Annotated in this window: 18 protein-coding genes; 9 read left to right on the top strand and 9 right to left on the bottom strand. The window is 59.4% G+C overall.

Annotation, left to right across the window (positions count from 1 at the left end):
* Window positions 1-231: 231 nt before the first annotated feature.
* The 3 genes from AC13FW_RS09145 to AC13FW_RS09155 all read right to left on the bottom strand — a co-directional run bounded on the left by AC13FW_RS09145 (window position 232) and on the right by AC13FW_RS09155 (window position 1630).
* A complete protein-coding gene (locus tag AC13FW_RS09145) occupies window positions 232-582 on the bottom strand; it encodes a thioredoxin family protein (RefSeq protein ID WP_332807276.1) in 351 nt (116 codons plus the stop codon).
* Between the two features lie 60 nt (window positions 583-642).
* On the bottom strand, window positions 643-966 hold the full coding sequence (gene trxA / locus AC13FW_RS09150) for a thioredoxin (protein WP_332807275.1): 324 nt from the start codon (window positions 964-966) through the stop codon (window positions 643-645).
* Window positions 967-1045: 79 nt separating this feature from the next.
* A complete protein-coding gene (locus AC13FW_RS09155; protein WP_332807274.1) occupies window positions 1046-1630 on the bottom strand; it encodes a TetR/AcrR family transcriptional regulator in 585 nt (194 codons plus the stop codon).
* Window positions 1631-1828: 198 nt separating this feature from the next.
* Here AC13FW_RS09155 and AC13FW_RS09160 point away from each other — a divergent pair, with 198 nt between their 5' ends.
* The 4 genes from AC13FW_RS09160 (at window position 1829) to AC13FW_RS09175 (ending at window position 6398) form a co-directional block, all read left to right on the top strand.
* Entirely contained in the window at window positions 1829-3271 is a 1443-nt protein-coding gene (locus tag AC13FW_RS09160; protein WP_332807273.1) for a dihydrolipoyl dehydrogenase, read from the top strand.
* A gap of 48 nt (window positions 3272-3319) precedes the next feature.
* Entirely contained in the window at window positions 3320-4279 is a 960-nt protein-coding gene (gene trxB, locus AC13FW_RS09165; RefSeq protein WP_478414537.1) for a thioredoxin-disulfide reductase, read from the top strand.
* A gap of 1 nt (window position 4280) precedes the next feature.
* A complete protein-coding gene (gene dsbG / locus AC13FW_RS09170; RefSeq protein ID WP_482988865.1) occupies window positions 4281-5054 on the top strand; it encodes a thiol:disulfide interchange protein DsbG in 774 nt (257 codons plus the stop codon).
* A gap of 1122 nt (window positions 5055-6176) precedes the next feature.
* A complete protein-coding gene (locus tag AC13FW_RS09175) occupies window positions 6177-6398 on the top strand; it encodes a hypothetical protein (RefSeq protein ID WP_332807270.1) in 222 nt (73 codons plus the stop codon).
* Between the two features lie 51 nt (window positions 6399-6449).
* On the opposite strand, the gene AC13FW_RS09180 is transcribed toward AC13FW_RS09175, so the two are convergent.
* Both AC13FW_RS09180 and AC13FW_RS09185 read right to left on the bottom strand, forming a co-directional pair.
* Complete coding sequence (locus AC13FW_RS09180) at window positions 6450-6953, bottom strand: cyclin-dependent kinase inhibitor 3 family protein (protein ID WP_478414538.1); 504 nt, start codon at window positions 6951-6953, stop codon at window positions 6450-6452.
* A 1218-nt stretch (window positions 6954-8171) separates the two neighbouring features.
* Window positions 8172-8972, bottom strand: a complete 801-nt coding sequence (locus AC13FW_RS09185; RefSeq protein ID WP_482988866.1) for a hypothetical protein — start codon at window positions 8970-8972, stop codon at window positions 8172-8174.
* A 94-nt stretch (window positions 8973-9066) separates the two neighbouring features.
* On the opposite strand from AC13FW_RS09185, the gene AC13FW_RS09190 reads away from it, so the two are divergent.
* From AC13FW_RS09190 to AC13FW_RS09200, 3 genes are all read left to right on the top strand, one after another.
* Window positions 9067-9312 carry a helix-turn-helix domain-containing protein gene (locus AC13FW_RS09190; RefSeq protein WP_332807267.1) on the top strand — a complete coding sequence of 82 codons (246 nt, stop codon included), beginning with the start codon at window positions 9067-9069 and terminating at the stop codon, window positions 9310-9312.
* 663 nt (window positions 9313-9975) lie between these two features.
* A complete protein-coding gene (locus AC13FW_RS09195) occupies window positions 9976-10767 on the top strand; it encodes a hypothetical protein (RefSeq protein WP_482988867.1) in 792 nt (263 codons plus the stop codon).
* Between the two features lie 341 nt (window positions 10768-11108).
* Window positions 11109-11834 (top strand): class I SAM-dependent methyltransferase, encoded by a 726-nt coding sequence (locus AC13FW_RS09200; protein WP_332807265.1) that lies wholly within the window; start codon window positions 11109-11111, stop codon window positions 11832-11834.
* A 471-nt stretch (window positions 11835-12305) separates the two neighbouring features.
* Here AC13FW_RS09200 and AC13FW_RS09205 read toward each other — a convergent pair whose 3' ends face one another.
* The 4 genes from AC13FW_RS09205 to AC13FW_RS09220 all read right to left on the bottom strand — a co-directional run bounded on the left by AC13FW_RS09205 (window position 12306) and on the right by AC13FW_RS09220 (window position 15245).
* Window positions 12306-12842, bottom strand: a complete 537-nt coding sequence (locus AC13FW_RS09205; protein WP_332807264.1) for a hypothetical protein — start codon at window positions 12840-12842, stop codon at window positions 12306-12308.
* A gap of 55 nt (window positions 12843-12897) precedes the next feature.
* Window positions 12898-13602, bottom strand: a complete 705-nt coding sequence (locus AC13FW_RS09210; protein WP_332807263.1) for a hypothetical protein — start codon at window positions 13600-13602, stop codon at window positions 12898-12900.
* Between the two features lie 384 nt (window positions 13603-13986).
* Entirely contained in the window at window positions 13987-14850 is an 864-nt protein-coding gene (locus AC13FW_RS09215) for an ImmA/IrrE family metallo-endopeptidase (RefSeq protein WP_332807262.1), read from the bottom strand.
* A 2-nt stretch (window positions 14851-14852) separates the two neighbouring features.
* Window positions 14853-15245 carry a helix-turn-helix domain-containing protein gene (locus tag AC13FW_RS09220; protein WP_332807261.1) on the bottom strand — a complete coding sequence of 131 codons (393 nt, stop codon included), beginning with the start codon at window positions 15243-15245 and terminating at the stop codon, window positions 14853-14855.
* A gap of 245 nt (window positions 15246-15490) precedes the next feature.
* Between AC13FW_RS09220 and AC13FW_RS09225 the strand changes: the two genes are divergently transcribed.
* Complete coding sequence (locus AC13FW_RS09225) at window positions 15491-15715, top strand: DUF2188 domain-containing protein (RefSeq protein ID WP_332807260.1); 225 nt, start codon at window positions 15491-15493, stop codon at window positions 15713-15715.
* Window positions 15715-16707, top strand: coding sequence for a CBASS cGAMP-activated phospholipase (locus AC13FW_RS09230; RefSeq protein WP_478414540.1), 993 nt, complete (start codon window positions 15715-15717; stop codon window positions 16705-16707). Before AC13FW_RS09225 ends, AC13FW_RS09230 begins: the two co-directional genes overlap by 1 nt.
* Window positions 16708-16709 lie beyond the last annotated feature (2 nt).

Below are 16709 nucleotides of genomic sequence, written 5' to 3' on the forward strand. Positions count from 1 at the left end.
GATCCGAGGATATACGCTTGGCAGTTCGTCCAAGTGATCTTGGGCTGCCTGCAAGGCGGGATGGCCTCCGGAACGGCATGCCAGGAGACCTACGTCGCTTCATCGGTGGAGCTGTTCGTCAAGGGCACGCCGCGCCTGCTTACGGCCAGGACAGTTGCAACGGATTCTCCTGACCCGCCAACAGTTGGCTGTGCAGGAGCGAGCGGCAGCATCTGAGGATGCGACGGACGGTCAGCTGCCTGGGGGTGACAAGCCACGCTCCAGCAGTGATGTGATCTGCACTGCCGTCAGTGCGCCGGTGAACCGGGCGATCTGGACTCCATTGCGGTCCTGAAGGATCAGCGTTGGCACCGATGCGATATTCAATGCCGTCAGTAGCTGCGAATCGGTAGCGGCATTGATCTTTAGGAAAAGCACATCCGTGCGCGCAGCAGCAGCCTTTACATACTCTGGACCCATCGGTAGACAGGGCGGACACCAGGGTGCCCACAGGTAGATAAGAATGGGGTGAGATGACTCACGTGCCAACCGATTGAATGCCGCAGCATCCACGTCGTGCACCAGGCCAGTCTGCAGCGTCATGGCCACTCTCCGAGGTCAAGGGGCGGCCGGCACAGTGCACGGCCGCACGCCTGGAACGCCTTACTTGGCGAAGGGGACCAGCTGCGCCTTCAGTGCCGGCTTCGGCAGGGCACCAACCAGTTCATGGACGACATCACCATTGACGAAGACCTTGAGCGTGGGAATGGAGCGCACACCATAGCGCTGGGCCAGCTGCGGGTTCTGGTCGATGTCGACCTTGATGATCTGCAGCTTGCCTTCGAACTCCTCGGCCAGCTCTTCCAGCGACGGCGCAATGGCGCGGCACGGCGGGCACCAAGGCGCCCAGAAGTCCACGAGGACCGGGGTCTGGCTCTTCAGGACGTCGTTTTCGAACGTTTCGGTGGTGGTAGTTTTGGTGCTCATGTCAGCCTCGGTTGTCAGGGCCCGGATGACACCGGGCGTTATCGGGCGGGCATCGGCTGCCCGCAATCAGGTGGAAAGTTCAGATCTGCATGCCCAGCAGCACGGTGCGCCCGACTTCTGCCGGGCCGCGGGAACAACGGAGCGCTCGACCAACGACCATCGAGCCTTCCAGCGCGCACAGCAGTGCTTCGGCCAGGCATTCGGGGGGCGTGTCCGTCCGCAGCGTTCCATCGCCCTGCCCTGCCCGGATGACGTTGGTCAACCAGGTGACGTTGATGCCGAAGAATTCCTCGGCAATGGCGACCACGGAAGCAGGCAGGGAATCGCTTTCGGCGCCGAGCATGCCGCACAGGCACAGACGACGCTCGCTGGAGAACGTTCCTTCAAACAGCACGCTGTAGGCGAGCAATCGTTCGATCGGCGCGCCCGAGCTGCCCTCGATCTTCAGAAGCCGCTCGCGGAAACGATGGCAGGAGCGCTGGGCGACGATGGCGACCAGTTCTTCTTTATGGGGGAAGTGGTGGTGGATGCCGGGCTTCTTGATGCCCACCAGCGCGGCGACATCGTCATACGAGAAACCGTTGTAACCGTTCTGTTGCACCAGCCCTTCCGCGGCATCCACGACCCGAACGGCCGCAGGGCTCAGTTCCGAAAAATGACGCATACGTTGCTCCAGCCCGACCAATTGGTCAGTAGATTAGGCCCGATTCCGATCAGAATCAATGATCCACTGGTGCGGGGGTTGGCCCGTTAAACTCCGGTTGTGGCCAGTGAAAGGGTTAAGGAGGGGCCTGTAGGGTTGACATTCAGAATTGACGGCGTAGATTTCGACTGACCAAAAGGTCAGTTTCTGGATCGTGATATGAACAGGTTAAAGGTAGACGTGGCGATCATCGGTGCGGGCAGTGCGGGCATGACCGCCTACCGCGCCGCGCGCCAGCACACGGACAGCGTTGTCGTGATCGATAGTGGCCGCTACGGGACCACCTGCGCCCGGGTGGGCTGCATGCCGAGCAAGCTGTTGATCAGCGCAGCGGACGCTGCGCACGGGGCTGCCTTGGCGCCCTCCTTCGGTGTTGAGACCGGAGCGGTGAAGATCGACGGCCGGAAGGTGATGGAGCGCGTACGCAGCGAGCGCGACCGCTTCGTCGAGTTCGTCGTCGATGCCGTGGAAAGCTGGCCGGACGAACACCGCCTGCGTGGAAGTGCCCGTTTCATCTCCTCCCACGAACTGATGGTGGGCGAAGAGACCGTGGTGCAGGCCGACAGGATCGTGATTGCAACGGGCTCCAGCCCGAGCATCCCCAGCGGTTGGCGGGAGACGCTGGGCGATCGGCTCATCGTCAACGACGATATCTTCGACTGGGAGGACCTGCCGGAATCGGTCGCCGTGGTCGGCTCGGGCGTCATCGGCCTGGAACTGGCGCAGGCGTTGCATCGCCTGGGCGTTCGTGTGCGTGTCTACGGCCGAGATGAAACGATCGGGCCGCTGACAGATCCTGCGGTTGAACGAGAGGCGACCCGAATCTTCTCCGAAGAGATCCCCACGAGCTTGAGCGTACGCGTCACGCCCTCACTGGCAACCGATGGTCGCGTTTCAGTGATGACAGAAGACGCACAAGGCGCGCGCTCCCTTGAGGCATTTGACTACCTGCTGGTTGCCGCCGGCCGTCGCCCCAACCTCGATCGGCTGGGCTTGGCTTCTGCAGGCATCGAGCGCGATGAAACGGGAATGCCCACCATCTACCGGGCTACCATGCAGAGCAGCCGATCCCACATCTTCATTGCCGGTGATGCCAACGGTTTCCGCCCACTGCTGCATGAAGCGGCAGATGATGGGCGTATCGCCGGCGACAACGCCGGGCGCTATCCCATCGTCCGGGCTCGCCCGCGCCGGGCCTCGCTAGGGATCGTTTTTTCCGACCCGCAGATCGCCATGGCGGGCGCATCCCACCGCGATCTGCTCAGCACGGGCGTGGCGTTCGAAGTGGCAGAGGCGAGCTTTGCAGACCAGGGCCGCAGCCGGGTGATGCTGCAGAACCGCGGAATGATCCGTGTCTATGCGGACGTGGCCACCGGAACCTTCCTGGGGGCGGAAATGGTCGGGCCTGCTGCGGAGCACATTGGCCATCTGCTTGCCTGGAGTGCCCAGCGCGGCGACACCGTCCAGCAGATGATCGACAGCCCCTTCTACCACCCGGTCGTGGAGGAAGGGGTGCGAACGGCACTGCGCGACCTGCAGAGAAAGCTCAGCATCGCCCCTCCCACCCCGGAGAGCTGCCTGGACTGCATCGCCGGCGCATAAGCGCACGATCGGCCACGCATCACCTCTCAAGCCAACTGGATTCCTGCAATGAACACGAACAGCACCCATCGCAACTTGATCATCCTTGGCAGCGGCCCTGCCGGATGGACCGCCGCCGTGTACGCCGCACGTGCAAATCTCAAGCCGCTGGTGATCACCGGCCTGCAGCAGGGTGGCCAGCTGATGACTACCACCGAGGTGGACAACTGGCCGGGTGATGCCCATGGCCTGATGGGTCCGGACCTGATGGCACGCATGCAGGCCCACGCCGAGCGCTTCGAGACCGAGGTCATCTTCGACCACATCCACACCGCGGACCTGTCGCAGCGCCCGTTCAAGCTGATCGGCGACAGCCACGAGTACACCTGCGATGCCCTGATCATTTCCACCGGCGCGACGGCCAAGTACCTGGGCATCCCGACCGAGGACGAGTTCAAGGGCCGCGGCGTGTCCGCCTGCGCCACCTGCGACGGCTTCTTCTACCGTGATCAGGACGTGGTCGTGGTCGGCGGCGGCAACACCGCCGTGGAAGAAGCGCTGTACCTGTCCAACATCGCCCGCAAGGTCTACTTGGTCCACCGCCGCGACACCCTGAAGGCGGAAAAGATCATGCAGGACAAGCTGTTTGCCAAGGTGGCTGCCGGCAAGATCGAAACCGTCTGGCACCACCAGGTGGAAGAAGTGCTGGGCAACGAAGCCGGCGTGACCGGCGTGCGCGTGAAGTCGACCTTGGACGGCAGCACCCGCGACATCGAGGCCCACGGCTTCTTCGTGGCCATCGGCCACCACCCGAACACGCAATTGTTCGACGGCCAGCTGGCGATGAACAACGGCTACCTGGAAATCCGTTCGGGCCTGGGCGGCAACGCTACCCAGACCTCGGTGGAAGGCGTGTTCGCCGCCGGCGACGTGGCCGACCAGCACTACCGCCAGGCCATTACCTCGGCCGGCTTCGGGTCGATGGCGGCCCTGGATGCCGAACGCTTCCTCGATCAGGCGAGCAACTAGGATGGAGCCTTCATTGCTGGCTACGCGTGCATTCCTGGCCCTGTCAAGCGTTCTTGCCGCAGGCTGCAGCGGCGCGGCAGAACCGCAGAAGCCCAAGGTTCTCCAGGCCATCAGCAGCCAGGGCGTTGAGGTGGTGGGCGAGTTCCCGGCCAGTGCCGGCGTGCGTGCGTACGCCGGCTCTGCCTCTGGCAATCCGCTTGCTATCTACGTCCTCAGCGACGGCAGCGCGATCGTCGGGACCCGGGTGGGAAGTGATGGCAATGTTCTGGACCAGGACGCATTGGCGCGGCTGGTAGCCAAGCCTGCTGCCAAAAGCGCGATGGCAACGCTGGAAAGGTCCTCCTGGATCCAAGATGGCTCCAAGAGCGCCCCGAAGATCATCTACGTCTTCACGGATGCGAACTGCCCATACTGCCATCAGTTTTGGCAGCTGACGCGGCCATGGGTCGATACCGGAAAGGTCCAGTTGCGCCACATCATGGTTGGCGTGATTCGTGAGGATAGCCCGGGGAAGGCGGCGTTCATCATGACTGCCCCGGATCCGGCGGCGGCGTTCAGGCAGAACGAGACCGCTGCGGTTGGCGGCGGCGCCAAGCCGCTGGCCGTCATACCTGCGCACATCCGGAAAACCCTGGAATCCAATGAGCAACTCATGGTCTCGCTGGGGTTCCAGGGAACGCCGGGAATCATCGGCATGGATGCGTCTGGAAGCCTGCAGAAGGTCAACGGCATGCCCAGGGACAATGCACTGACCGAGCTTCTGGGCCCTCGCTGAACCATGTGTCCCTGCGTGTCCGTTCGAAACCGTGGATTCGGCCCATTGCGCCGCTCAGTTCGAGCAGAAGTGAGCGGATGACTGCAAATGGGGTGATGCAGTCGCAAGCCTAGGGTGTGTCGCTAAGTGTCAGGCCGGCGGGTAACGGTGTTCGCGGATCCCATGCCTAGATGCGTACGGATCGGCTCCATGGTTGGGCGAGGCAGCTGGCAAGGCATCCCGAGTCGCCTCTGGTGGAGGGTGCTGATGAAGGGCAACGCACTGGCCATGCTCACCATCCTCAACCTTCCACACTTGCGGCCTGAACTCCCCTGCCTTGGATGTCCTCTCTTCATCGTCAATTCCAGAGTGTCGTGCCACCTCTAGAGCCAGTGTCCCCTGCCCTCAAGGTCGCGCCCACGAGGCTGCTTGACCGCCCTATATGGCCGTTAATGCAGGGGTGAATCGGACAACGGCCGGCCCCTCGGCTGATCTCTGATCCGGTTCTGCAATATCTGAAAGTCAGATAGACAGCCTGTGGGTAGATTGATATCCTGAAATCTGGAAGCGCGATTTGAGGGCTCTGTGGCCTATGTCGTCAACCAACCGACCCTCACGTTGCCTTGGCCAGAATTGGACGAATTCGTTCGTTCCATCGGTCCATTCCTCGCCTGTGCGTGGTGCGCGCTTGAACGTTCAAAAAGCATAAGTGCACCGGTCGCCTCAGGAAGCTTGGCTTCTGATGCGCTGGATACGCTTGCAGCGCTCCAAGTCCTTCGTCGTATTCCCGTTGAGGATTCTCACGCTGCGGGTAGGTCGTTGTATGACCCCTTGGCCTGGATCTATGAACCTCGCTGGTCGCGTCCTGGTGCTAACCTGGAAGCTCTGCTGACGAGCACGCTAATGGGATGGGCTGCTGAAAGCCGCTCTGGCGTGAAGCGTAGCTTGGGAGCCGCACTGAGTAGCAGCGAGGCACGGGCGTACCTTGCGAACCTTCTTCGCAAGCACGGCCTGAGTCCTGCGCTAGGCGATGACCTACGATCAATCCAGCTGACTGAGTGGGAAGCGTTGAGTCTGGGTCGAAAGCGCTACGTTCTGTGGGCCAGCATGCGGAGCGCTGCGTCAGAGTGTCTGCAACACGATATGAGCGAGCAGGTCGCCCGCCGAGTACTGGATCGCGAGATCAGCAGAAGGTCCGCGTGGCTCATTGATCGCACCAAATCGGGGTCGTTAGCGCAAACCGATTTCTGTTTTCTGCCTAGTGAGGGCTGGCGGCAGCCGCTCATCCTGGACATCGCGATGGAGACCTTCCTGCCTCTGGGTAAGCTCTACTGGCTCGAGCCCAGTGGCCAGTGGCGATTGTGAGGCCCGGCAAGATTAAATTCCGGTCGAACCATACATCGTCTATGCGCATATTCAGCGAAGATGCCGATGGTGACAATGCGCCCATTGCTCCAGGAATTCCTCTTGGGCTTGGGTTTCAATGGCACCGGGTCTGACTCGCCGGACCATGCACATGGCGTCTGATGCCGTGGTTGTTTTGCCAGTCTGCAGCACAAGCATGGCGGCAACGGTGCCCGCCCGTCCAAGCCCGCCCTTGCAGTGAACTAAGACCCGGTGCCCACTCATCAAGTCGAGGACCAGCTCGGGGCTCAGCTGTGACCATTGCTTGAGCAGCCTCTCATCTGGTGCGGCTCCATCCGTAATTGGCAGTCCATGCCACGAAATGCCCTTCCCTGCTGTCACCTCTGGCAGGCGTTCGATCCCAAGTTCCTTGAATTCCCAAGGTTCAAGCAACGAGATTAGATGCGTAGCACCCCAGTTCTGAATGGTGCACAGATCCAGTTCGAGGTCTCGCGCCCATGCCCCTGTCATGGCGAATTTCTGATGTTTTCCCGGCGCAAATGTCAGTCCTATCACGCCTCCCTTGCTCCCGACGGGTAGTTCTGCGATAGCGAGGGGGTGGGTCAAGCTAGTGCGCATCATTGGGGCTCTCTATGAATTCTGGGTCTTGATATTGGTTGTCCGTAACGCAGGCTCGCGCTGATCAGCGGGACCTTCAGTCATGAGTCTCAAACTCCGTGCGGGCAGCGAGTAGAACGCCGGCTGGGTCAGTCGCCAGCACTGTTGACGGCGACTGACCGTTGAGAAGAGCGTGAGGGGATAGGAACCACTCGACTTCCCCCCAACCGGTAGTGCGACGTAGGTCATTTGATTCCCGCTGGAATGGACCCAAGCTCCGCATGATTCTCAGCATCTGGGCCAGGTTTCGCACTGGTTGACCATCAGGGCTGAATTGCCAGGTCGGATAGCGGTAACTCGGCACAGGGTTGGCGATGTAAACCGCCAAAAGCTTGCCCTCGCGGCGAAGCTGGCCTGCGCGTCGGGCCCGTCCGAGTGGTCTCAAGCTGAGCTGGACGCTGACCTGCACGGCGCTAAGCCACTGCGCTGCCAGAGCGTCGCGCCCAAGGGCGGCGTCGTGCAAGATCTGGTCCCGGAGCACAAGAGGGGCCGCCGCGGGTTGGTCGCCCCGTACAGCTGCGCTGGCTATTCGCGTTCTGCGCGACGAGGCGCGGTCTGGAGGCTGCATGTGGTCGGTCTCGCGGTGGCATGGGTGGGCTTATGGAGGCGCGCTCAAGCGCTTTCCAATTTCGTCGAGTGCGACATCGAGTCCGGAATCGCCTCGCTCGTACGGCGCCCCAAATAGCGCAGCCTTAACCCAGTACGCCTCTTGGCCAGGATGGACGTATCCTTGGTGGTCATCCAATAGGAGTGCTTTGCCTAGGGTGGAAGAGACGTTGCGTAAGTCCTTCGTGGCCCCTGCCCAGTCAACGTACGGTAGTTGAGCAAACCATTCGGGCGCAGAGCCTTCGCGAACGAGCAATGCTGCGATCTTCCGGAACGCTGGCTCCGGCACGGTGGTGTAGATGACCAGTCGCTCGAAGCTCACGTTGACAGACTCAAGAAATCGATACAAGCCAGGACGTGGGAACTGGCTGACTGCGTTTGATATCAGCGTTCCCTCCAGGTCCATTGCAAGGATGTTAGGTCGCATCGGCGGTTTCCCGGTGAGGGTGGTGTCTTTGGGTCATCAGGCCAGATTGCATCGCGTGACGATCCAATCTGGCCTTCAGCACGTCAGATGTCTGCGAATCTTGCGGCTCGCTCCAGCTGTTGCTCAAGCAGCTTGATGGCCTGCTGATGATTGCCTCCAACGTAGGGCTTATCACTGAAGTCGAGGGCAGACTCAGGTATCACGCTGAGTTCGACGCGAGTGGTAGTCGCTTGGCGAATGGCCAGCGTTGTCCACGCCTCATCGCCCTTCACGAATCCCACTTTGAAACGCGCGGTGACTTCACGCGCCGGCTTTAGTCCTTCAATCTTTCGGAAGTCGCTGTGCACTTGGGTCTGCGCCGACGGCTGCGCTTGCTCATTGACGTATAGCGTGGCCAGCCAGCTAACTTGACTCAGCGGCAACGAGGACGCATTGACGATACGCGCCTCGATGATTGGGGTAGGCCCGAAGAAGCCGCTCTCAACAACAAACTTTGCGTCGTTGGTCCGAATATTCTGCAGGTCAGCGAGGATGGGCGCTTGCGCCTTTGCCTGGTCTAGTAGCGACTGAATCCTATGCGGATTTTCCGATTTGATCGCCTTCACCTGACCACGCACCAACTCTTTCACAGAAGCATTGGGGTACTTCGCGTTTAGGTTCTCCAGATCCATGCCGGCGACTGCCCAATTGAAGGCGTCCCTTTCGTGAGGGCTCAGTCTTGCGTCGATTGCATCAATTGAGGCGCGGTAGTCCTGTTGACTGCCGTCGGTGATCATCTTGGTGTCTGCGGGCCCGCCGCACGCCGTGGCCATAGCAGACACTGCCAGTAGTAGACCCAATCGTCCCTTGGTTACCGCCAGGTGCGATTGCTGCTGTTGCTTCATACATCCCCCCTAGTGTGAGGGCCTGAGGATATCTGGTTTTTAGATATCTGAGAACTGGATATAGCTTCTGAGGCCGCTCAACTTAGGCGCGGCCATGGCTAAGTCCATTCATCGCAAGGAATACGCTGCACTGATCGAGGCGGTGAGGGATGCGCGCCTGGCAGCCGGCCTGACCCAGGCTCAGGTGTCAGAGAAGCTAGGCCGAAGCCAGTCGTTCATCAGCGATGTTGAGACTGGGAAGCGCCGGGTCGATGTGGTGGAGCTCAGGGATATCGCCCGGTTAACCGGGCTATCGTTAAACGCTCTTATTGCTGACTTCGAGAAGCGGCTAAAGCGGTGACGGTCGCGCCCTCGCCTCCGGCTTGATAAGCGCGTACCAGCACGGTCACGGACGTAGCGAAGTCTTCGCTCGCTGTCGACTTAGCCCACTTAGCAAGCGGTGTCTATTCGGCAGGCATTCGCCCGGCCTGCCATGTCTGTACTCCTTACCCTATTGCGCCTGGTGCTTTAGGAATTCCTCCTACGCTACGGTCTCAATTGCGCCAGCCCTGACGCGCTTCACCATCCGGATCGCATCTGATGCGCTCATGGCCTGCCCTGCCTGTGCCGCGCCAGGGCGCGGCCGTGCCCAAGTCCATAAGACTGGCGCAAGCCAGCGCTTTGGCGCACTGGCCACTGATGACGGGCCAAGAGGCTCACAGCTCCAGCCGCGGTCCGTCGATCCACTAGGCCGGCGGGGTCCCTGAGGACGCGCGCCGCGTTAGCGAGCGGCCGCTTGGGTTTGGGACCAGCATGGTCTAGGTGGCGTTGCTCAAGCATGTTACGCGGCTTGGACAGAGAAAACTTTAGTGCCGTGGTTGGAACCGAGAGATGCGCCAGAATCAGCCCCGCGCTTCAACTATGCGCTTAGAGTTGACGCGTGAAATCCTTTAACCGCCCAACCCCGCGGAACTTGCGCAAAGCAATGAGGTCATCGCCCGAATGGATGAGGGGGGCAATTCGCATGGCCTACAGAACATCGACGCTTTTGTCGCGGATTGAGGATGCAGCGCTGCGCAAGGTCCGCCTGTTGAAAGCGTTTGCTCTCTCACATCAACGAAAAGCACGGCGCTGGGCGGAAAGTCATCCCTACATGCTGCTGGCCGCTTTCCCGCTCTGGGGTAATCCGCGGTCATTCCCAGCGGTTCCGCACTCCAGCCTGAAGAAGCGAGTCTGGAGCGGCTTGGCCTTGATGGGGGGGGCAACAGGACCATGGGCGATCGCATACGCTCAGCTTCAATCCCTCATTGCAGACATGAATGAAGCGAAGGCGGTGGCGGAAATTGGGCAAGTCGCATTCGAACAGACGACGACCATTTTGGAGCTCAGCGCTGCCCTTGTCCCATTCTTTGGATACATCACCATCGGCCTCATGGCTGCAGTTGCAATGGGTATACATCGTATGGAGGTTGTGGCCACTCAGTTGGATCTCAAAGCCAAGCCGTGCGTTGGCTACCGCTTCCATGTAGTCCAAATTAGCTCGATCGCGCTGTATCTGGGCCTTCTCGCCCAGTGTCTGTCGTGGTCAATGAACCATCGAAGCTCCGTCGAGCCCTTTTTTCGCTGGGTGACCAACACCCCCCTGATCCTGCTTCCGGCCATCCTGTTCCTGCTTTTGCGCCGCGCTCTGGCCAGGAATCGCAGGGCGGTAGGGATCAAACTGTATGGAAACACCACACGGGCCCTGTTGGCCTCGCTTCTTTCCACGGTTCTGTGCGCAGGGGTCCTATTTCTTCTGATGAGGTGCCTTCGGTAGCCCTTGAATGGTCGTCGACGGTAGCCACGGCCGTTTGATCGGGGCGATCATTGGGGGCGTACAGCGGGGGGTGTTGAAATCGGCGCCCGTGCCGACCTACCTGGGTGATGCATTGCCGCGCTCTGGCGGCCCTGCTCCAGCAATGCCAGCCAATGTGGAAACGCAACTTTCTGTGCGAGTCCTGGACGAGGTGAGGCCTACCGGAGAGCAGGGTGGCAAGGCGTTGAGTTGGTCGCAAAGCTATGGAACGCGCCTCAAGGCGAGCTAGCAAATATCGTTGCGGGAGCGATCTGCGTAGTCGTAAATGCTCTAAAAATCTGTCAAATTTAAAGGAGGTAGTAATGCTGCAGCGTATGACACCAAAGGACTATTCGGAGTTTTGGGAGCGCGAATCATCTCAATTCGCCCTTGATAACATCTATGCACGTCTCAGCCAGCTTGTCCCCGAGGAGGCGACCTTGGAGATCGGTTGTGGCGCGGGGTGGAGTACGTTGAGCCTTGCGAAAACGCGGCCGGTCTTGGCTGTCGATAACAACACCCATCTGATTGGTCTTGCGCAATCGCGATTGAACGATAATGGAGTGACGGCGCAGATCATCCAGTCTGACTTGTTTGAGCCGTCCGCAAACCTTCTCAGCGCGATCCAGGCGTTCCAGCCGAAGGTCGTCGTTGGATGGTTCATCGGTTCTCATCCGGACGACAACGACAAGCGTACCCCCGCCAATTTGCGCGCGGAAGAAAAGCCTAAGGTGTATCGCGAAAGCGTCGAGGATCGACTGGTTGCGCTGCCGTTGTGCCCGCCGTCCGTGGAGTGGGTTCACACCGTGCAGCGCGGTGGCATCCCGCCCGGTGTTACCGAGGCTCAAGTCAAGGAAGGGATGGCCAAAGAGTACGAAAAGTACATGTTCAACAACTCAGGATTTACGGTCACGGATGTGCAGTTGCTGCACTGGAATCAGGTGGCAGGCAAATTTCCCTATGTTCAGACCGTTAGACCCGACCTTCCTGCCGGCAAGCCCCAGCCCGTGATCATTTCCATTCTGGCTCATCGAAAGGTCAGCGTGTAGACCCCATAGCCCTAAACCCAAAGCCTCCGATAGTTCGATGTAGGTTTTGCAGCCAAACCGGCTTTCCGCGTCAGGACTGCTCTAGTCATTTATCCAGGCGACAAGGCACGACTCGACCGCTGAGCATTGGATAGAGCGGATATGTCTGCTGCACAGAATCCAAATCGAAGAACGATGCTGGGGGTGGGGCTAATACGGCCAGGCCGAGCATCCAAGCGCTCCGCCCCCACGTTTGTGTGCATCCAAGGCGGTGCCTAGAACGTAGGGGGCTGTTGCTAGCCCAAGCAGGTACAGGGCGTTAGCTCATCAGAAAACTACCTTGGTACAGCCAGCTGCTGGTACCGAGGCGCTTCAGCAAACCGATGCGTAGCGCCGCTTACGGCATCCGTGGCCCCTCCCCTCGTCTGGCGCAAGCAATTTCGCATTCAACACCAGCGCCCCCCTTCCGGCGGTACAGCTGCGCGTGCGTCGCTAGGTGTTGACTACGGATTTAGGCCTGAGGATGACAAACTTATGCAGACTTTCTGGCTCGATCTCTCCGAGCTCAAGCATCCTGCGCAAGTAACTGACACGATGGGTTCCCTCGATCAAGTGAATATCACGGCCGTAGACTCGCCAGCCGCTATCAACCAACAATGCCGATTGGATCAAGATCGGCGGAAATGGCGGGGTCAGCTCTTTGGACATTTGCTGATAGATAGAGTAATCATGATTCACCTTTTTGAAGTAATCGTATTGGGCTCCCCACTCGGTCATGGGCTTGTTGTGAAAGAATTTGATGCGATCATAGGCCTCTTCCGCAGTCATGTACTCAACGGAAAACCAGTAGGCAGCCAAGTCAAATTCGGGGTAGTGTTCGTTAAAGTGCTCGAAGTGGTCATAGACCACTTGCCTATAAAACTCCAGCGTTGCTTCGCAGTCTGGAAGTGAATGGCGCGCTCGGTAGTCGCTCCAGTCTTCCTTATCCCACGTATTGAACCCGTGCGGCTTTACTTCAGATGGCAGCATTGTGCGAAACCATATTCTGCGACAGCTCTATTTTCGGGAGGGGGGCTTGAGTCCGCTATTGATGAACAGCGGAGAGATCGACAACCAAGATGTCTCCTTTTATTCCCAAGTCAAGCAGGTGGCTCTGCATTGCATCCGCCGGATATCGCTGACCTTCGGTGCACTCGCAGATGGCTCGCACTATGTCGCCAATGCTAAGCATGTTAGCTGACAAGAGCGCCGTAAGTTCGGCATCAGTCCAAGGCATTGTCTGCGTCCTTGCAGAGGAGACAGCACAAGCATCTCTGTGCCATATACAGGCTGAGCCATGTTCGGGAAAATGCGGATTCACCCCAAAAGGCTCCTCTGAGTAAAACATCTCCCAGATTGCTGCGTTGGAAATGCCATGCTGCCTTTTCAACTGGCTGTCGAAGTGAGATTTTGAGGTGCTCTTCTGTATGGAATCCCAGCAATTGGCGTGAGTGCTTAGTCGAGGCCACTTTGCTTCAAATAAACCCACTTTGAAGAAATCATTGTTGCGAAAAATGATGCACGCGTCCGTGCCAGTCTGGCGCTCAACCTTGGGGGTCAACACCTGTGAGTGCGCCACTAGGCCAGGAATGCACCTGCTGTTGATCTCGCGGCGAAGTGCGCAGGTGAAGTTCGATGTGTAGTCGTTTTCAGTGACTACGTACCCCCTTATCAGATCCGCGCGCACCAGGCGATCAGCCCACTGCGCGCACTCCTCCACCACAGCAATCAGGTGATGCGGGGCGAGCATGAATCCCTCCTTACGGAAAAACTACGTGATGATCAGATATTAGGGGTCTGGCCGCGTCAGTTATTCACAGCCCACTACACGGCGGGCCATTCGCATCTCGTCCGATATTAGGGCGGCTCGCTGGAAGTAACAAGCCGGCCAAATGTCGCTGTGTGGCTGCAATGGTGGCTCATGCTCTGACTGAAGTGGAGCGCGTATGATTCCTGATGAACCACTCTTCCGCGGGAATTTCTGGCGATCAGACGTCGTTGTACGTGATCGGTGATGGGCCGAACGATGCAGTGCTCGCCTACCAGCGCTCGGCACCTGCCGGAGTTACGGGTAATTCTTAAGTGGCTGCGAGCCAGCACAGTGTGAGTGATTCATTTGGATACGCGGGGCGCATCAACGCTTGCGCCTGTCCCACGACAGGTGGCCCGTGAGCTCTTCCAGCCCTTCGTCCTCCTGAATGCGCGCCCCAAAACGATCGAGCTCCCGATCAGGCAGCTCGTCTTCGTCAAACCAAAGTAACGATACAGTGGTATCGCGACTAGCGAAGTGGCGGCTGATTTCCCGCAAACTGCCGCCCTTTTCCCAGTCGTCGAACCAGACGTCTTGAGCCACTTCAGCGGAGGCAATGGCGCTGACACCTGCATCATGTAAGCGTCTAGCCGCCGACCCCGCTGGAATCACCGATCGAGCCGAGATCCGGGCATTGATGTTGCGCAAGGAGGTCGAGCGTGAGGCATACCGAACGGCACCTCGTTCCATGGTGACAAAGGCGCATGGTCGCTGACTTAGGCTTGCATACCGTGACGCAGCTGCAGGGAAAGAAGTGCCAAATTTGACTGCGAGAGTCTCGATTACCTCCATGGATGGGTCGTCCGAAGGCACCTTCTCCAGCCACAGTTTGTAAGGCATCAAAAGCTCTGATGCGAAGGTATCGCAGGCCACCTCATTGGGGTGCCGCTTGGCATAAGACCAAGAAGGCACCTCTTCGTGACTGGAGGGAAGCTCCAGCACGATGTGCGCAATCTCATGGCAGATCGTAAAGCGCTGGCGCTCCAGCGTTTCAGTACTGTTGACCGTCACGATGTGGCGGCCATTGGGCTTGGTGATGGTGTACCCGGATTCACCCTGGCCAAGTTCATCGTGTCGGAGCTTGGCATTGATAGCGTCCAGATAGGGCGTCAGATCACCAAAGACCGGCGGCAACGTCACCTTGGCAACAAATCCGCGCGCCTTCTGCCTAACCCACAGCTCGTCCATGCTCAGCCGTCCTCATCATCGTCCTCGAATGCCCGCCTCACCCTGGAAATCAGAGTGGCCGGGTCCGGCCTGATTGTCCCTCGATGCTTCATTCCTGCAGCAGCCGAGAAGACTTCCAGGCTCACATCTCCATCTTGCAGGGCATAGTCCACCAGATTGACGTCTGCCTCGGGGTGGTCCATCAGCCAGTAAACGATACCCGCATCGCGCTCGCTTGGTCTTAGTACAGCCAACAGCTTGGCTACCAGCTCATTGGAGGGGCTGGTCTTTTCGCCCGTTTCCAACCGATGGATGTACGCATGGTCAGTCGAGGAGCGCTGACCAATTTCCCTCAACGACATCCCGTTTCGCTCTCTAAGCGTCTTTAAGGCAATGCCTAAGCCGGTCTGCGGCATTTTTGACTCCTGATCGGTGCAAAGGCACGTCCGGCAAGGCCTTACACCCATTTGGGGTGTCTCAGTTGCTTTCGCGCCCAAGGCCTGCTAGCGTGTTGTCCATCCAGACAACACACCCTATTTTCACGAAAAGGGTGACCCGTTCCCGGGGTGTTGTCTGGATAAGCAACGCATTGTGCTTCATCGCAGTACTGGCAGCAACCTAGTTCTCAACGTGGTTCGCACGACCTACACAGGAGCTCGATATGACACGCAAAAACCAACATGTTGTACCTCATCAGGATGGCTGGGCCGTCCGCGGCGCTGGCAACCAGCGGGCAACCTCGGTCCACCAGACCCAGCAGGAAGCCATCGATGCCGGTCGCGGGATCGCCCGGAACCAGCACAGCGAGCTGGTGATCCATCGTCCGAACGGGCAGATCCGTGACAAAGACAGTCACGGCCATGACCCCAACCCGCCGAAGGGCTGATGACCATGGCTGACATCCCGACCTATCACGTGCTCGCACTTTCAGGAGGCGGCTATCGTGGCCTGTACACGGCCACGGTACTTGCTGAGCTGGAAGCGGCTCTGGGGCGACCCATTGCCGCGCATTTTGACCTGATCTGCGGAACGTCGGCAGGCGGGATGTTGGCCTTGGGCTTGGCTAACGAGATTCCTGCCTCAGAGCTCAAAGGCCTGTTTGAGGACCAAGGCAACCGCATCTTCGGTCGGCGTAGTCTGGCGCGCCGGCTGTTTGGGTTCTGGCTGGCAGCCAAGCACGATTCGGCAGGCCTTGAGGGTGTGCTGCATGAGCGCTTTGGAGCCACGACCATCGGCGATCTGAAGCATCGCGTGCTGATTCCGGCGGTGAACTACACCACAGGACGGGGCCAGTTCTTCAAGACGCCCCACCACCCTAGCTTTGAGCTTGATCACCGCATGCAGGTGACGGACGTGGCCATGGCGACGGCCGCAGCACCGGTCTACTTCCCGCTCTCAAGGAATGATCGGGGCGTCTTCGCAGATGGGGGCCTGGTGGGCAACGCCCCGGGATTGTTCGGGCTGCATGAAGTGAGGACCTTCCTGGCACCGGGTGGCGAGGCCGAGATCCGGGTTCTCTCCATCGGAACTATGACTATCGGTGCCACCCTGCGCGGCGATGCAAGTCTGGACCGAGGGTTCGGCAAGTGGCGCGGCGGGCTGTTCGATCTGGTCATTTCTGCGCAGGAGTCCTCAGTGGATTACATGCTGCGGCAATCACTTGGAGACAAGTACCTGCAGATTGACGATCAGGCTACGCCGGACCAATGCCGCGATATCAAGGCTTTGGATCGCGTGTCCGTCGGTGCCACCAACACTCTGAAGGATCGGGGCAAGCATGCCGCCCAACGCGCACTGGGCAATCCTCTGTTCAAGCCTTTCCGTGACCACATCGCCACCTCGCCCGTGTTCTACCACGGCCCTCACAAGAACGCGTAGGA

The sequence above is a fragment of the Stenotrophomonas sp. 21LCFQ19 genome, from assembly GCF_056861425.1.

Coding starts and splice junctions, on each gene's coding strand:
- AC13FW_RS09145 (WP_332807276.1), bottom strand. CDS start 582: ATGACGCTGCAGACTGGCCTGGTGCACGACGTGGATGCTGCGGCATTC.
- trxA (WP_332807275.1), bottom strand. CDS start 966: ATGAGCACCAAAACTACCACCACCGAAACGTTCGAAAACGACGTCCTG.
- AC13FW_RS09155 (WP_332807274.1), bottom strand. CDS start 1,630: ATGCGTCATTTTTCGGAACTGAGCCCTGCGGCCGTTCGGGTCGTGGAT.
- AC13FW_RS09160 (WP_332807273.1), top strand. CDS start 1,829: ATGAACAGGTTAAAGGTAGACGTGGCGATCATCGGTGCGGGCAGTGCG.
- trxB (WP_478414537.1), top strand. CDS start 3,320: ATGAACACGAACAGCACCCATCGCAACTTGATCATCCTTGGCAGCGGC.
- dsbG (WP_482988865.1), top strand. CDS start 4,281: ATGGAGCCTTCATTGCTGGCTACGCGTGCATTCCTGGCCCTGTCAAGC.
- AC13FW_RS09175 (WP_332807270.1), top strand. CDS start 6,177: ATGAGCGAGCAGGTCGCCCGCCGAGTACTGGATCGCGAGATCAGCAGA.
- AC13FW_RS09185 (WP_482988866.1), bottom strand. CDS start 8,972: ATGAAGCAACAGCAGCAATCGCACCTGGCGGTAACCAAGGGACGATTG.
- AC13FW_RS09190 (WP_332807267.1), top strand. CDS start 9,067: ATGGCTAAGTCCATTCATCGCAAGGAATACGCTGCACTGATCGAGGCG.
- AC13FW_RS09195 (WP_482988867.1), top strand. CDS start 9,976: ATGGCCTACAGAACATCGACGCTTTTGTCGCGGATTGAGGATGCAGCG.
- AC13FW_RS09200 (WP_332807265.1), top strand. CDS start 11,109: ATGCTGCAGCGTATGACACCAAAGGACTATTCGGAGTTTTGGGAGCGC.
- AC13FW_RS09205 (WP_332807264.1), bottom strand. CDS start 12,842: ATGCTGCCATCTGAAGTAAAGCCGCACGGGTTCAATACGTGGGATAAG.
- AC13FW_RS09210 (WP_332807263.1), bottom strand. CDS start 13,602: ATGCTCGCCCCGCATCACCTGATTGCTGTGGTGGAGGAGTGCGCGCAG.
- AC13FW_RS09215 (WP_332807262.1), bottom strand. CDS start 14,850: ATGGACGAGCTGTGGGTTAGGCAGAAGGCGCGCGGATTTGTTGCCAAG.
- AC13FW_RS09220 (WP_332807261.1), bottom strand. CDS start 15,245: ATGCCGCAGACCGGCTTAGGCATTGCCTTAAAGACGCTTAGAGAGCGA.
- AC13FW_RS09225 (WP_332807260.1), top strand. CDS start 15,491: ATGACACGCAAAAACCAACATGTTGTACCTCATCAGGATGGCTGGGCC.
- AC13FW_RS09230 (WP_478414540.1), top strand. CDS start 15,715: ATGACCATGGCTGACATCCCGACCTATCACGTGCTCGCACTTTCAGGA.